The sequence below is a fragment of the Sulfitobacter sabulilitoris genome (genome assembly GCF_005887615.1).
Classification (GTDB): domain Bacteria; phylum Pseudomonadota; class Alphaproteobacteria; order Rhodobacterales; family Rhodobacteraceae; genus Sulfitobacter_E; species Sulfitobacter_E sabulilitoris.
Genome location: NZ_VANS01000004.1, coordinates 13,909 through 28,762, shown reverse-complemented (window position 1 = coordinate 28,762; position 14,854 = coordinate 13,909). Strand labels below are relative to the sequence as shown.

Below are 14,854 nucleotides of genomic sequence, written 5' to 3'. Positions count from 1 at the left end.
CGTGAAGGTTGCCATCGTTCACTATTGGCTGGTCGGAATGCGCGGCGGCGAGCGTGTTCTGGAAGAACTTGTCCGGCTCTATCCGCAGGCCGATATCTACACTCATGTCGCCGATCGTGCCTCTTTGTCCGATGTGTTGAACAGCCGCCCGATCACCGAGACATTCATCGCCCGTCTGCCCGGTGCCCGCAAGCACTACCAAAAGTACCTGGGCTTTATGCCCCGCGCGTTGGAGGAGTTGGACCTGACCGGGTACGATCTGGTAATCTCTTCCGAGAGCGGCCCCGCCAAAGGGGTGATCGTGCCGCCGGATGCCGCCCACGTATGCTATGTTCATACGCCGATGCGCTATATCTGGGATCATTACGGACCTTACCGCGACCGACTGGGGTGGCTGGGCCGGATGTATTTCTCGGGGCTGGCCCACCGTTTGCGGGTCTGGGATGTAACCTCGGCCGCGCGGGTGGACCGCTTTGTCGCCAATTCCACCTTTATCGCACGGCGGATACGGCGGTTTTACAACAGGGATGCGACCGTCGTGCATCCGCCGGTCGATCTTGAGGCCTACCGCCTGCCCCGCGACGCGGGCACGCGCGACTATTATCTCTTCGTGTCGCAGTTGGTGCCATACAAGCGCGCGGATCTGGTGATCGAAGCGTTTCGCGATCTGGATCATCGCCTGCTGGTCGTCGGGGATGGCAGCCAGCGTGCCGAGCTCGAACGCAATCTGCCCTCCAACGTCGAGCTTCTAGGCCGGGTCGCGGGCGAGAATCTGCCCGCCCTCTACCAAGGGGCCAAAGCGCTGATTTTCCCGGCGGAGGAGGATTTCGGCATTGTCCCGGTCGAAGCGATGGCCTGCGGCACGCCGGTGCTGGCCTATGGGCGCGGCGGTGTGTGTGACAGCGTCGTTGACGGCAAGACGGGCTTGTTTTTTGACCGTCAGGATACGACCGCCATCCGCGAGGTGGTGGCCCGCTTCGAACGCCGCGCGGCAGATTTCGATCCCGTCGGGATCAGCGACCACGCGGCCGGGTTCGGGGCGGAGCGGTTTCGCCGCGACTTCGCGCGCGTCGTCGAAGACGTGCTGGCCGATCAGTCGGGCAACGCATAAAGGATCAGTTCGGACGCCTGCGCAGTGTCGCTGTGCACGGCGATATTGGCCACGGTCATCGCCGTTTCGGAATGGTTCGTCCCGCCGGTATTCAGATTGCGCGCCAGGCGGGGAAAACTGCTGCCCGCAACATGAAGCCGCAAGCGATGGCCGGCGCGGAACAGGTAGGCGATATCGCGGATTTCGATGGTCACGTCATAGATCTCGCCCGGCTTCATCAGCCTGGGCCGGTCAAAGCCATCGCGGTAGCGCAGCCTGAGCGCGCCTTCCTGAACAAGCAGGGAGCGACCCTCCGGATCGACGTCCGTCAGGCGCAGGACCACATCGGTATCGGGAACATCCGCTGAAATCCGAAGCCGGGCGCGGATGGGGCCCGCAACCAACAAGGGTGCGCGCAGCGGCTCGGACGAATAGAGCAGCAGATCATCGCGCCCCTCGATCGCATTCTGGAAGACCGGCCCGCTGCGCGCCTCCGGATCGCCGGTGCAACACAGGGCGCCGCCGATGCTTGGCACCGGATCCGCGGGATCGGACCGCAACCGGCGCGGTGCGGCGGGCCCTGTCGGTCGCGCAGGGCTTAGCGCTGCATCCCCGGTCAGATACAAGCGTGTGAGGGTCGCGGCCTGCGGTGGCCAGCGTGTCGCGCTGCGCCAACGGTCTTCGACCAGCGAGTAATAGCTGAGCGGCGGCAACTGCGGTGCCGGGCCATCGGCCAGGTGATGGTCAAGAAACCCGACGATCGCATCGACAAAGCCGAAAGTTGTTTCCGGACTGACCGCCAGATCGCCCACCACGGTATCACCGTCGCTGCCCAGATACCCACAATGCGTCCCTGCGGCGATGATCGTACTGACCGGCGCCCCGCCGCGGGCCAATGTCTCGGCCAGGTCGAGGGTGGACCGGATGCCGGGGTCGTGCCAGGTATCGACAAGAAGCGACGGCGTGGCAAAACGTTCCTTGCCGGTGACATAGCCCGCATCGCGCCAATAGCCGGGCACATCGAAATTGCGCAAGAACGCCTCGTAGTCGGTCGGGTCGGGCCGCATCTGCCGGACGATGTCGATGATCGGCAGGTGGTCCAGCGTGGACGCGGGATCGATCGGATGAGGACCGGAGCGCGCGGGCGTCTTGCCGCCCTGTGCCCCGAACCAGCCCGCACCGGTGGCCAGGGCGAAAATTCCGCCCTCGAATACGCTGAAGTAGTCGCGATTGCCCCCGGCAGAGCCAATCGCCCCGCCCGCAGCGATCGGGACCATTGCGCGATGTGCGGGATGACCCTGGGCGGCCAGCATCAACTGCGCCTCGCCCAGCGCGGAACACCCGAGCGTGCCCACCCGCCCGTTCGACCACGGCTGCGCGACGATCCAGTCGAGCGTTGCCGCGCCGTCCCGCCCGGCGTTGGGATAGGGTGCGAACACCCCCTCGGATGCATGCCGCCCGCGCATGTCCTGCGCGACCACGGCAAAGCCCCGGCGGGTCAATTGATCGACCCAGAACCTGACCTCGCCGTAGGATCTTTTTCCGTAAGGAAGCCGCATGAGAACAGTCGGACGCCTGCCGGTTTCCCCCGGCAGATACACATCCGTCGCCAGCCGCACCCCGTCGGGCATGGCGATCATCGCGTCGGCGTGATCCGGTTGTCCTGCCTGCACCTGCCAGGCCACCACATCCCTGGCCGTGCCAAGAAGGTCGCGCCAGGGCGCACCCAGCGCCAGCCCGACCGCAGCGGCGGCCACCACCACGGCAGCTATGGCAATCGGTCGTTTCATTCGGCCCACCGCCCCGGCGGGACTGTCATGCCGCCCGCTCCAGGTAGTATCCGCGGCTGGTGCTGGCCCCGAGTGCGGGATGCGTTGCGATCACCCGCGCCAGCGACGGGATCGTCCAGCTGTCACGGATCACATAGCCCATCGCTCTCAGGTCGGCTTCGAACGCCTCGCGGTTGCGTATCTGGTAGGGCACACGCGCCGTTCCGATCTTTTCGAGGGTGACGACAGTCGGACCATCGCGGGTCGCGACCTTGTTGAGAACGATATGCGGCGGCCGGGCAGGTAACGCCGAGACAAGTTCCGCGATCGGTCTGTCGAGGTATTGCAGCAAGCCGGACATGAGCAGGATATCGGCGCTTTCCGCCTGGGTGACGTCATCCAGAAACCTGATTTCACCGGGCACATCCCCGCGCCGCTGTCCCGCGCGCGCGCCACGTATCGTTGCGGGCAAATCCTGAACGGTCCACCGAATGGCACCAAGCGCCAGAATATGTTGGAAAGCGATATATTTCGTGCCGAAATGCCCGCCCGCGTCGAGCACGTGCATATCCGGTTTCAACAGACGTTCGAGCCAGAAAATGACTGGATAATCCCAGATGTGGACCTCGCACATCACCTTGAAATTGAGCGGTGCGACAGTGTCGTCATCATAGGTATTGGGCGCGGTTTTCGGCGCGTTGGCCCGCGCGGTGTCGAAATCGGGATAGGCCCCGACAAAGGCGGGAGGGCGGATGCCGCTGGCCATCAGACGCCCCCAGAACGTCGCCGCCGGCAATCCAACTGTGCGCCGCGCCACGGTCAGCGCGGACTTGGCCATTTGACGCGGTCGCATGGTTTCAGGTCTCCACTCGAAATGGCTCCGGTCCCGCCGAGTATTGTGCAGGTCCGGCCCCGAACAAAGTGATTTTCCCACCGCCGGCGCAGATTTGTTGGCGGCGCGGGCGCATGGTGTACACTGGCAGGCAAAGGAACGGGAAAACCGATGGTCGTTTATCCTCTGGCGGCAGCCTTTGTGCTATTGTGGCTGGCGCTGTGCATGCGCAATGCCGACAACGGCGTGCCGGTTACGGTCGCCATGCTGCCCTTTGGCATGTTCGCGGCTCTGGTGGCGGGCGGGCTGTCGATCATCATCGCCAACCTGCTGGCGATCCTGACGATCGGCCTGCTGCTCGTGCGCTGGGTCAGCCAGCGCCGCGGCGTCCCGCAAGAGGGGTTGCCGACCGCCGGGCTGTGCCTGTTGCTCTTTTCCGGCTACGCGTTGTTTTCGGGGTTCGTCCTGGTCCGCCTGTTCGAAGGCCAGTTCCTGGTCTTCCCGATGAGCGTGTCCTCGAAGGGCACCCAGGTCAGCGTCTTCTACCCGTCCACCATGTGGCCGCTGTCCCCCGGCAATTCGAACATCGCGCAGTCCTTCTACATTCTGCTCTCTACCGGCTTCTTTCTGACCTGCGTATTCGTCATGCGCCGGCGCGGCCTTGGCTTTGTGTTGTCCGGCCTCGTCGCGGCTGGGGTCATCAACCTTGTCCTGGGACTGGCGGATTTCGCGCAGCTCGACCCGCTTCTGGCACTGATCCGAACCGCGGATTACAACCTCAACAATCATCACACCGTATCGGGGTTTGCCCGCATCATCGGCGGATTTGCCGAAGCCTCCGGTTTCGGGGCCGCATCCTCCGCGTTCTTCGGCTTCTTTGCCATGTCCTTTTTGGTCGGTCATGGGTTTCGCGATGGGGTACTGGCGTTCGCCAGCCTGGCGTGCGCGCTCATGGCGCTGTCCAGCACCGCGATGTTGTCGCTCGCGGCGGCGTTGCTGTTGATCGTTCTGCACGCCCCCGTTTATCTGAGCACCGGAATGTCGCGCGTGTTCGGTCACGTTTTCATTATCGCGCTGGCTGTGGCGGCGCTTGTCGGCTGTCTGGTTTTCCTGCTCACACCAGCGGCGGACCTGACATCGGATATCCTGGATCGCCTGGTGCTGTCCAAGGGCGATTCACTCTCGGGGCTGGAACGCGGCGCATGGGCACAAAGCGGCATCGACGCATTCTTCAACACCTGGGGGATGGGCGCCGGGGTGGGATCGCTGCGTGCGAACGGGTTTGCCACGGTTCTTCTGGGCAGCGTCGGCGTTCCGGGAACCTTGGCGTTTGCCGGGTTTCTGACATTGGCCTTCGGCAGAGGTATCGGCCCTGCGCCAAGGGACACGAAAAAGGCATTCTACGCGGCCCGTATCGGCGCGCTCACGTTGTTTGCCTCGATGCTGGTGTCGGCTACGGTGCCCGACCCGACCCTGTTCCTGGTCGCGTTTGCGTCCATCTGCGTGGTGGCCCGCGAAACGGCCGCCCGGACCCAAAGACCTCGTGCGGGGTCTGCAACAGCCGGGTTCACGGCAGGAACATCGCAGGCACCGACGTGGTGATTGCCAAGTGTCCCACCGCCGCCCAAAATAATCAGAGATTGAATCGCCCCCAGACGGAATTGTGTTTTTTTCAAGGCGATTTTCTGGGGTTTTCAAGAATAAGCCCGATGATTGTCTCCAAACCGGGGACAAGAGGGGGGCAAGTTAACACTTTGTAAAGTTTTTGCCGAAACGTGAGGGGTTTTAAGCTATACTCATCGAATGCGTCCGATTCGCATTTTGGCGTTTTTGGCGTTCTTTTTTTTAATGAAACTAGATGCTTACATCATGGAATCTGATATTCACCTCCGAGCGGGCGATTCCAAAACCAGGGTTTTTTGTGTCCCTGCACTGCCATCGAAGGTACGTCAGGTTAACATTCTCAAGAGTTTTGCGAGATCGTCATTTGATAAAGGGTTTGCCGTTTTGGCACTCCTGTTTTTTGCGCCGTTTATTGCCGTCATCGCTCTGGCGATCCTTATTTCGGAAGGCGGTCCGGTGTTTTTCGCGCACAAGCGTGTCGGAAAAGATGGCCGGGAATTCAATTGTCTGAAATTTAGGACGATGGCCGTGGATGCCGAAGAACGGCTTGCCGCGCTTCTTGAGAATGACCGCGAGGCCGCCGCGCAGTGGCGCGCCAACCAGAAGCTGGACAACGATCCCCGGATCACCTGCATCGGCGAGTTCTTTCGCAAGACCAGCCTGGATGAATTGCCCCAGTTCTGGAACGTCCTGATTGGCGACATGGCGATTGTGGGGCCCCGGCCCATCGTCGCGTCAGAGACACACCACTACGGCGAATACCTGTCGGATTATCACTCCATCAAGCCGGGGATCACCGGTTACTGGCAGGTCAACGGTCGAAGCCTGACGACCTATGAGAGACGGGTTGCGATGGACGTCGAGTACGTCCGGACCCGCACCTTCGGGAAAGATCTCGGTATTATTCTGAAAACTATAAAAGTAATGCTGCTCGGTGACGGCGCCCGCTAGCCACACCCATTCGCCGGATCAGAATGCGAGGAGCCAGATGACAGCCAGCCAGCTGAGTGCGCATGCACCGATCACGGTGGACCGAAGTATCGCGGGCGAGACTGCGTTCAACACCCGGCGACACCGGGAGGCGTTGTCCTGTAGGTCAAAAAACATGAGTTCTGCTCTTGTTGTTTTTCATGTCAGCTTTGGCGTCGAAACTACTCCGCCCGGCATTCCCGGTCAATTGCAGAGATTGCAGTCGGCGTGTTTCGGCATGACTGCGGCCATGCGGCGGGGTACTGCATGATGGGCCTGGTCGTATCCATTCCGACGACGAACAGGCCGCTGGTCGTGGCGTCGACCGTCAGGGATATTGCCCGCCAGACACGTCTGCCCGATCTCATGCTTGTCGTCGTCGCCAGCGACACCGACATCGACCCCGCCGCGCTGAAAGACTTGCCGTTTCCTGTCCGGGTCATCCCAAGCGAGCGGGGACTCGTGCTTCAACGCAATACCGCCTTGCAGCACCTGGGCCGTGATGACGTGCTCTTGTTTCTCGATGACGATTTCCTGATGGCTCCCGATTACCTGCAAACCCTTGAACGGCTGTTGGCACAGAACCCCGATGTCGTGATGGTGACCGGAACCGTGCTCGAGGACGGGATTCACGGGCCCGGGCTGGACTTTGGTCATGCACAGCGGCGGCTTGCCGAACCATCTGCCCCCGCTGACCCGGCGCTTGAAGACATCTATAATTGCTACGGATGCAACATGGCCGTCAGGGCGCGTCCTCTTGTCGATCACGAAATCCGGCTTGATGAGCGGCTCAAGCTGTATGCATGGCTTGAAGATGTCGATTTCTCGCGGCAGATGGCGGCCCATGGCCGGATCGTGAAATCGCCGGAACTGCGCGGCGTTCATCTGGGCACGAAAATCGGACGCAGCAAGGGCGTGCCACTGGGCTATGCCCAGGTCGCCAATCCGCTGTATCTGTTGTCCAAGGGGACCATGAGCTTGCGCCGCGTGCTGACGATCCTGTCGCGGAACCTGATCAGCAATTTGGTGAAATCGCTAAAGCCGGAACCCGAGATAGACCGCTGGGGCAGGCTCAAGGGCAATCTGACCGCGCTGGCCGATCTTGTCCGTGGCCGGATGTCGCCAGAACGCCTGCTCGAATTCAAATGAAACCGTCCTGTCCGGACAGGGTTGTCATCATCAGCGATTTTTCGACGGTGCGGGGCGGCGCGTCGCAACTGGCGGTATCGCAGGCGGCGCTTTTGTCGGCGCGCGGCGTGCCCGTCACCTTTTTCAGCGGCGACGCCACACACGACCTGCCAAAGGGGGTGAGCCAGGTCGCGGTCGGCGGCCAAAGGCTGCTGGAGGGAGGGCGTGTCTCGGCGGCCCTTGCGGGGCTTTGGAACCGGGCGTCATCGACGTTGCTTGCGGACTGGATCGCGCAAAACGATACCGCCGCCACGATCTATCACCTTCACGGTTATCATCAGACGTTGTCGCCGTCGGTGCTGGCGCCGCTGCGGCGGGTTCGATCGCGCAGCGTGATGCATGCGCATGACTACTTCCTTGCCTGCCCCAATGGCGCTTTCTTCGACTTCCGCTCGGGTCAGACCTGTGGACGCGCTCCGCTCTCCTTTTCCTGCGTCATGCGAAATTGCGACAAGCGGAACTATGGCCACAAACTCTGGCGGGTGGCCCGGCAGACAGTGCAGAATACCGCGCGCCGACAACTGGCCCCCGGGGTAACAACCATCCTGCTGCATGACGCTATGCAAGCGCGCCTGTTTGCGCGGCGATCGCCCGGCGGCATCCGCGTCATTCCCAACCCGGCGCAGGCCTTTCTGGCTTCTCCGGTCGCGGCGGAACGCAACAGCGATCTCATCTATGTCGGCGACATTCACAGCTACAAGGGCGTTCGGTTACTCGCATGTGCGGGGCGACAGGCCGGGGTGCAGATCCGTTTTGTCGGCGATGGTCAGGACAAGGAGGCTTTGGCACGGGACTATCCCGAGCACCGCTTCGATGGCTGGCAGGACCGCGCCGGGCTGTGCCGTATCATGGCCGATGCCCGGATTCTGGTTGCGCCGACCTTGGGGCCAGAGCCCTACGGGCTGGCCCCCGCCGAAGCACTGATGTCAGGGATACCGGTGCTGATCTCGGACAGTATGCTGCTGGCCGGCGACATCGACACCGGCGGCATGGGCCTGCGCTTTGCGGCGGGCGACCGCGATGATCTGGCAAGGGCGCTCGTCACTCTTGCCCATGACGACGGGCTTGTGGCCCGGCTTTCGCGAACCGCCCGGTCGAACGCCCGCGATCTGTCGCTCAGCGACGAGACGTGGTGCGACGCGCTGTTGGGTCTTTATGGCGACATTCTTGACCGGCCTGCCGCACGCTAATCCAGCCAACAAAATCCGAACGGGTATCGCCGGGGCGGGTGACGCTACAGCATATCCAGCGGGGTTTGCCCCGCGAAAAAGGCATCGAGGTTGTCGAGCGCCCGAAACCCCATCGCATCACGGGTTTTCCGCGTGGCGCTGCCGATATGCGGCAGCATGAAGATCGTGTCATAGCGTGCGAAAGCGGGGTTCCCGCCGGGTTCGACCTTGAAACAATCAAGCCCTGCGCCCGACAGGTGGCCGGCGTCAAGCGCGGCCATCAGCGCGTCTTCGTCCACCAGCGCGCCGCGTGCGGAATTCACCACGACGGCCCCCTTGGGCAAAAGCGCCAGCCGTTCCGCATTCATCAGATCCGTGGTTTCGGGCGTGGCCGGGCAATGCAGCGACAGGAAATCCGCGACGCCAAGCAGGCTTTCGATGCTGTCATGATAGGTCGCGCCCCCTGCCTGATCGGCGGGCAGTTCGGAGCGGTTGTAATAGTGGATATCCATGTCGAAACCGCGCGCCTTGGCGGCAAACGCGCGTCCGACGCGGCCCATTCCGACGATCCCCAGCCGTGCACCGGTGACTTGCTTGCCGACCATGAAGGATGGCGACCAGGTATCCCACGCGCCGCTGCGCACGATCCGGTCCCCCGCGACAGCGTGACGGGCCGCGCCCAACATCAGCAGCATGGCCAGTTCTGCGGTCGCATCCGACAGAACGTCGGGCGTGTTCGTGACCGTGATACCGCGCGCTTTCAAGGCGGGCAGATCGCAGTGATCGACACCGACCGAATGGTTCGCAACGATCTTGAGACGGTCGCCAAGCGCCGCGACGACCGGTGCCGTGAAATGCTCCGAGTGGCAGGGGATGATTGCGTCGAAGGCATGGCTGGCCGCGATGATGTCGTCCGCCGTACCTGGCAGATCGGCATGGTTGATCACGACATCATAGTCGCGCGCGGCGCGTTCCAGCGTGGCATCGGACAGACGGCGTGTGATCCAGAGACGCGGCTTGGTCATTTCTTGCGAACACATTCATCCCAGAAATCATAGACCGCGGCAGCGCAGACGATTATGGCGATGATCATGAACGGCAGACCGCCCATGAACCCCGCGAACCCGGACGACACGCTGTGCGACAGGCCGCCGATAAAGACCAGCAACAAGGCGGTTCCGATGAATCCCGTGATCAGTTTGACAGTGTAAGACATTGTATATCCTTTGCTATTCCGCCGCAGCCGCGAGGTGGCTTTGCAGCCAATGCGCGGTGCGCAAAAGCCGGTCGTCCTTTTCGGCAGGCCCGATCAATTGCACCCCGATCGGAAGGTCATTATCGCCCAGAAGCAAGGGCAGTGTCACGCACGGCAGGCCGGCCAGGGTCCAGAGCGTGCAGAAGATCGGATCGCCCGTGCCCTCGCCGAACCGTGGGGCTTCACCAGCCGCGGAGGGGGCCACGATCGCGTCGAATTCCGTAAAGAAATCGGCAAAGAAGCTTTCCGCCGATGCCTTGACGGCGAGCGCATCGTCGTATTCGGCCTTGCTGATCTGGCGACCACGCGTGACGATGGGTTTAAGGGTGTCGCTGATCTGATCCCAATGCGTATCGAACACCTCTGCCTGATGCAGGCAGATTTCATATTCGTGAATCCGGGCCTGCACGGCCACCAGGTTTGACAGGGTGTCGGCGGCGCTCATCCTCGTGACCTGAGGCCCCAGGGCTTCGAGCACCGTTTCCAGCCCGGCGCGCGCATCCTCGGCCAGCCGGTCGTAGAACGGCAGATCCAACCACGCCAGGTCGGGCGTGACCGGCACGTCGGCGTTCGCGCCGCGCAGCATCGACGCCCGCGGCCGGGCAAAGCTTGCAGGATCGCGTTGATCGTAGCTGCCGATCGCGTCCGTCAACAGGGCGACATCGGCCAGCGTTCTGCCGAAGCTGCCGATCTGGTCCAGTGAGGCGGAGGTCTGCAACACGCCGCTGCGGCTGATCGTGCCCCGCGTCGGTTTGAACCCGAATGTGCCGCAAAAGGACGCCGGGCGGATCACCGACCCGTTGGTCTGCGTGCCGATGGCAAGCGGAACATGGCACGCGGCGACGGCGGCGGCGGATCCGCTGGATGACCCGCCGGGGCTGCGACCGGTATCATGAGGATTGCGCGTCTCGTTGGCGTGAACGAAGGCCAGTTCGGTCGTCACCGTCTTGCCCAAGATCACCGCGCCCGCCTCGCGCAGGTGCTCGACGATCCGCGCATCCGCATCCGGCCTGCGACCGGCAAATATCGGCGTGCCACGCTGCGTGGGCATGTCGGCGGTGTCGATGATGTCTTTCAGGCCGACCGGAACACCGTGCAAGGGCCCGGTCGCATATCCGGCCTTGCGAATGCGGTCGCATTCCGCCGCCTGCGCCAGGGCGGCGTCGGCGTCCAGATGGGCCCAGGCCTTGATTTCGCCGTCGGTCGTGGCAATTCGGCCAAGGCAGGATTTCACCAGATCGACGGAACTGAGGCGGCCCGAGGCGATGGCCGCCACCGCCTCGGTAGCTGTCAGGGTATGGGGCGCGGCCGTCACGGGACGTATTCGCCAAAGAGGAAGTCAGGAAACCAAAGCGCAATACCGGGGAAGGTATACATCAGCACCATCGTCAGGATCACGATCCCCAGATAGGGCATGATGCCCTTGAAGATCTCGATCAGTTCGATCTGTTTCTTCAGCACCCCCTTCAGATAGTAGGCCGACATGGCCATTGGCGGCGTGAGGAACGATGTCTGCAGGTTGAGCGCGACGAGCATCGCGAAGAAATACGGGTTCACGCCGAAGGGCTCCAGCAGGGGCAGGAAAATCGGCACGAAGATGATCAGGATTTCCGACCATTCGAGCGGCCAGCCCAGGACAAAGATGATGAGCTGCGCCATGATCAGGAACTGGATCGTCGTGAGGTTCATCCCGATCACCCAATCCGAAATCAGGTCATGCCCCCCGAGGTACGAGAACACCGACGCAAAGGTCCAGGATCCGACGAACAGCCAGCACACCATCGCCGTGGCCTTGGCGGTCAGGAAAACGCTTTCCTTCAGCTTTTGCCAGGTCATCGAGCGGTAGATGACCGCCAGCACCATCCCGCCCAACGCACCCATCGCGGCGGCTTCGGCCGGGGTGGCCAGCCCCCCGAGGATGGACCCCAGCACCAACGCGATCAGCACCGTCAGCGGAACGAAGGAAATCAGCAGATCCTTGTAGATCTTGGAGGGCGGCGGCACGTCTTCGAGGTTAGGTTTTGGCGCGATGGAAGGATTGATCCAGACGCGGACGATCACATAGACGATATACAATCCCGCAAGCAGCAGCCCCGGAAAGACCGCCGCAGCATACAGACGCAGAGGCGACAGGTTGCCGATGGCGGCATAGACGATCAGCATGATCGACGGCGGGATCAGGATACCCAACGTACCGCCCGCGCAAATCACGCCGGACGCAAAACTTTTGTTGTAGTTGGCATTGGCCATCGCGGGATAGGCCAGCAAGCCCATCAAGGTGACGACCGCGCCGACGATGCCAGAAGCGGTCGAGAAAACGGCACAGGTCAGCAGCGCCGCAATCGCAAGCGAGCCGGGCAGGTTTCGCGCGGCCATGTAGAGCGAAAAGAAAAGCCGATCGACGATATTCGCGCGTTCGACAACATAGCCCATGAACAAGAACAGCGGGATGGCGACCAGGGTGTCGTTCTCCATCACCGAATAGGTGTTCTGGTTCAGCAGGTAGAAGATGTTGTTGTTGAAAACGTCGGAAATCGCCTCGGGCGGACCCTGGTAATAGGCGTAGTAGCCAAAAGCGACGCCCATGGCGATGAGAGTGAAAGCGATCGGAAAGCCAAGGAGAACCAGCACGATGAACATGCACAGCATCAGGATGGCGACTTCGGGATTTGACATTGTTTTTATCTTTCAGGAAGCGGCCAGGGCCTATTTGGTCTTGCGGTCGATGTGATTGTCACCGGGCAAAGGGACCGGGATCGCCGTTTTGTCCATGTGCATCAGCATGTCCTCGGTCTCTCGGACGTCATCGAGACGCTCCAACCAGACACCTGTCCGCATCGCGTTCCAACACCGAAGCAATTCGGCAAACCCTTGCAGCAGCAACAGACCGCCCGCCAATGGGATCAGTGTCTTGAAAAAATAGATCTGGATGCGTGCGGGGCTGTTCCAGCTCACTTCCTTGTAGCGCCAACTGTCCGACGCGATTTCCCAACCGTACCAGAACAGCGCGAGAATGCCCGGAAAGAAGAAGATCAGATACAGAAGGAAGTCGATCCGAGCCTGCCAACGCACCGGAAACAGACGATAAAGCACATCGCCGCGCACGTGGCTGTCCTGCGCCAGCGCATAGGGGCCTGCCATCAGGAAAAGGGCGCCGTACATCTGCACCATCATGTCAAAGGCCCAGACCGTGGGCGCATTGAGCGCATAGCGCACGAACACTTCGTACGAGACCGACAGCGTCAGGATCAGGATACACCATCCGAACGCCCTCCCGACCCAAAGGCTCAGCCCTTCAATTCCATGCACGAGTTTGATCAATTTGCCTCTCCTTCTGGCACAGCCGATCCGGGGGCCTGACAGGTCCCCGGATCGTGTCGTGTCTGGTCAGTTCAACCGAAGTAGTGGTTGTAGGCCAGTTTGTAGTCAGGCTGGTTCAGGTTCAGATAGCCCATGACGTTCTTGGCATAAGCCTTCTGGCTTTCGATCACCTTGGCAAAGAATTCATCCTCTCCCGCGATGCGCTCGACCACCACATCCCAGGCGGCGAGCTGGTCGGCCATCACGCTGTCGGGCGTGCGATAGACGTTGACGCCCTGCTCTTCGCGCAGCGTGTTCAGATCGTCCGCGTAGCGCTTGGTGTTGTGCCAGTAGAAGTTCGAATTCTCGGCCTCGGACGCATAACGCAGGATCGCCTGAAGCTCGGACGGCAGCGATTCAAACTTGTTCTTGTTGAACGTCACCTCAAAGAATTCCTGCGACTGGTGGAACGACGCAAGGTGATAGTGCTTGGACACGTCCTGCATCCCGAAATCGCGGTCGGATGTCGGGTTGTTGAACTCGGCCGCGTCGATCAGGCCGGATTTCATCGCGGGCTGAATTTCGCCACCGGGCAACTGCACGACGGACATGCCCATTTCCAGCAGAACGTCGGCCGCCAGACCGACGGTCCGGTACTTGAGGCCCTTCATCTGGGCCGCGTCGGTGATCTGCTCTTTGAACCAGCCCAGCGGCTGCGCCGGCATCGGCGAGTTGAAGAACGACACGACATTCAGGCCCAGCGAGCCCATCAGTTCGTCGAACAGTTCCTGACCGCCGCCATAGTTGACCCAGCCCAGAACCTCTTGCGAGGACCAGCCAAAGCAGGGGCCGGTGCCGAACAGCGATGCCGTCTTGGACTTGGAATACCAATAGGCGGGCACGTAATGCGCCGCGTCCAGAACGCCGCGGTGAACGGCATCCTGCATCTGGGAGGTCTTCACGACCGAGTCGACCGCCAACAGGTCGATCTTCAGTGAATCGCCGGCCATCGCATGAACGCGGTCCACATAGGATTGCGCATTCTCGAGAAAGATACCGCCCCCCCAGGCCGCTTGCATTTTCAGTGTTGTCGTGTGGTTCGCGGCAATTGCTGGCGTAGCAAGAGCGGCAGCACCGACGACAGCGGAGCCACGCAGGAATTTCCTGCGGTTAAGATTATCTGTCATTTTTCCTCCCAAGGAATGTAAGCGCGCCAGACGTCTTGAGCCAGCACTGGTAGCTTCATTTTCTGGATCACGCAGTCAGGCTTTGTTGTGCGTTCCGGGCAAACCAGTTGACCGGGAGCGCGGCCGCCAGTTGCACGTGATCCACGCAAACTTTAGAAGAAGTGTGCGTTCTGGCAAGCGCATCTTGGCCCGTGGGGCCGCTCCAGAACGCCGTGATTTCGCTCGGATGGCTGCATTGCACTGGCAACCGTTTTGGTTGCAGACCATCCGAATTTTGCCCTGACCCGATTCAAGTCATTGGTATTCCTGCCTTTTACCTCGTCGCCGTGACCTGCCCGCGCGAACGCTGCGGGGCCCTTTGGCCGACGCGTCTGAGTGATGCCAGCCAATTGGCGCAGTTTGAATTCGTTGGAAAAAACTCGAAAGATTTCTTGGAAACGCGATTTCTGTATACAACTTTAGTCGGTATCGA

General features: G+C 61.5%; 13 protein-coding genes. 5 read left to right on the top strand and 8 right to left on the bottom strand.

Going from position 1 to position 14,854, the window contains the following annotated elements:
* Position 1: 1 nt before the first annotated feature.
* Entirely contained in the window at positions 2–1,111 is a 1,110-nt protein-coding gene (locus FDT80_RS14385) for a glycosyltransferase (protein WP_138663014.1), read from the top strand.
* Here FDT80_RS14385 and FDT80_RS14380 read toward each other — a convergent pair.
* Both FDT80_RS14380 and FDT80_RS14375 read right to left on the bottom strand, forming a co-directional pair.
* Positions 1,093–2,880 carry a CocE/NonD family hydrolase gene (locus FDT80_RS14380; protein ID WP_138663013.1) on the bottom strand — a complete coding sequence of 596 codons (1,788 nt, stop codon included), beginning with the start codon at positions 2,878–2,880 and terminating at the stop codon, positions 1,093–1,095. The two genes, FDT80_RS14385 and FDT80_RS14380, sit on opposite strands and share 19 nt — an antisense overlap.
* 25 nt (positions 2,881–2,905) lie before the next feature.
* The gene (locus tag FDT80_RS14375) at positions 2,906–3,712 is read right to left on the bottom strand and encodes a methyltransferase, TIGR04325 family (RefSeq protein WP_138663012.1); all 807 of its coding nucleotides are present in this window, start codon (positions 3,710–3,712) and stop codon (positions 2,906–2,908) included.
* Positions 3,713–3,862: 150 nt separating this feature from the next.
* Here FDT80_RS14375 and FDT80_RS14370 point away from each other — a divergent pair, with 150 nt between their 5' ends.
* The 4 genes from FDT80_RS14370 to FDT80_RS14355 all read left to right on the top strand — a co-directional run bounded on the left by FDT80_RS14370 (position 3,863) and on the right by FDT80_RS14355 (position 8,661).
* The gene (locus tag FDT80_RS14370; protein WP_138663011.1) at positions 3,863–5,293 is read left to right on the top strand and encodes a hypothetical protein; all 1,431 of its coding nucleotides are present in this window, start codon (positions 3,863–3,865) and stop codon (positions 5,291–5,293) included.
* A 267-nt stretch (positions 5,294–5,560) separates the two neighbouring features.
* Positions 5,561–6,265: a sugar transferase gene (locus FDT80_RS14365; RefSeq protein ID WP_138663010.1), complete on the top strand. Its 705-nt coding sequence runs from the start codon at positions 5,561–5,563 to the stop codon at positions 6,263–6,265.
* Positions 6,266–6,550: 285 nt separating this feature from the next.
* Positions 6,551–7,432: a glycosyltransferase family 2 protein gene (locus FDT80_RS14360; protein ID WP_138663284.1), complete on the top strand. Its 882-nt coding sequence runs from the start codon at positions 6,551–6,553 to the stop codon at positions 7,430–7,432.
* Positions 7,429–8,661, top strand: a complete 1,233-nt coding sequence (locus FDT80_RS14355) for a glycosyltransferase family 4 protein (RefSeq protein ID WP_138663009.1) — start codon at positions 7,429–7,431, stop codon at positions 8,659–8,661. Before FDT80_RS14360 ends, FDT80_RS14355 begins: the two co-directional genes overlap by 4 nt.
* 44 nt (positions 8,662–8,705) lie before the next feature.
* Here the strand turns inward: FDT80_RS14355 and FDT80_RS14350 are convergent, their stop codons facing one another.
* From FDT80_RS14350 to FDT80_RS14325, 6 genes are all read right to left on the bottom strand, one after another.
* Positions 8,706–9,665, bottom strand: a complete 960-nt coding sequence (locus FDT80_RS14350) for a 2-hydroxyacid dehydrogenase (protein WP_138663008.1) — start codon at positions 9,663–9,665, stop codon at positions 8,706–8,708.
* The gene (locus FDT80_RS14345) at positions 9,662–9,856 is read right to left on the bottom strand and encodes a hypothetical protein (protein ID WP_138663007.1); all 195 of its coding nucleotides are present in this window, start codon (positions 9,854–9,856) and stop codon (positions 9,662–9,664) included. Before FDT80_RS14345 ends, FDT80_RS14350 begins: the two co-directional genes overlap by 4 nt.
* A gap of 13 nt (positions 9,857–9,869) precedes the next feature.
* Positions 9,870–11,210, bottom strand: a complete 1,341-nt coding sequence (locus FDT80_RS14340) for an amidase (RefSeq protein WP_138663006.1) — start codon at positions 11,208–11,210, stop codon at positions 9,870–9,872.
* Positions 11,207–12,571: a TRAP transporter large permease gene (locus FDT80_RS14335; RefSeq protein ID WP_138663005.1), complete on the bottom strand. Its 1,365-nt coding sequence runs from the start codon at positions 12,569–12,571 to the stop codon at positions 11,207–11,209. The genes FDT80_RS14340 and FDT80_RS14335 overlap by 4 nt, the downstream gene beginning before the upstream one ends.
* A gap of 30 nt (positions 12,572–12,601) precedes the next feature.
* Positions 12,602–13,216 carry a TRAP transporter small permease subunit gene (locus FDT80_RS14330; protein ID WP_138663004.1) on the bottom strand — a complete coding sequence of 205 codons (615 nt, stop codon included), beginning with the start codon at positions 13,214–13,216 and terminating at the stop codon, positions 12,602–12,604.
* 71 nt (positions 13,217–13,287) lie between these two features.
* Entirely contained in the window at positions 13,288–14,382 is a 1,095-nt protein-coding gene (locus tag FDT80_RS14325; protein ID WP_138663003.1) for a TRAP transporter substrate-binding protein, read from the bottom strand.
* Positions 14,383–14,854 lie beyond the last annotated feature (472 nt).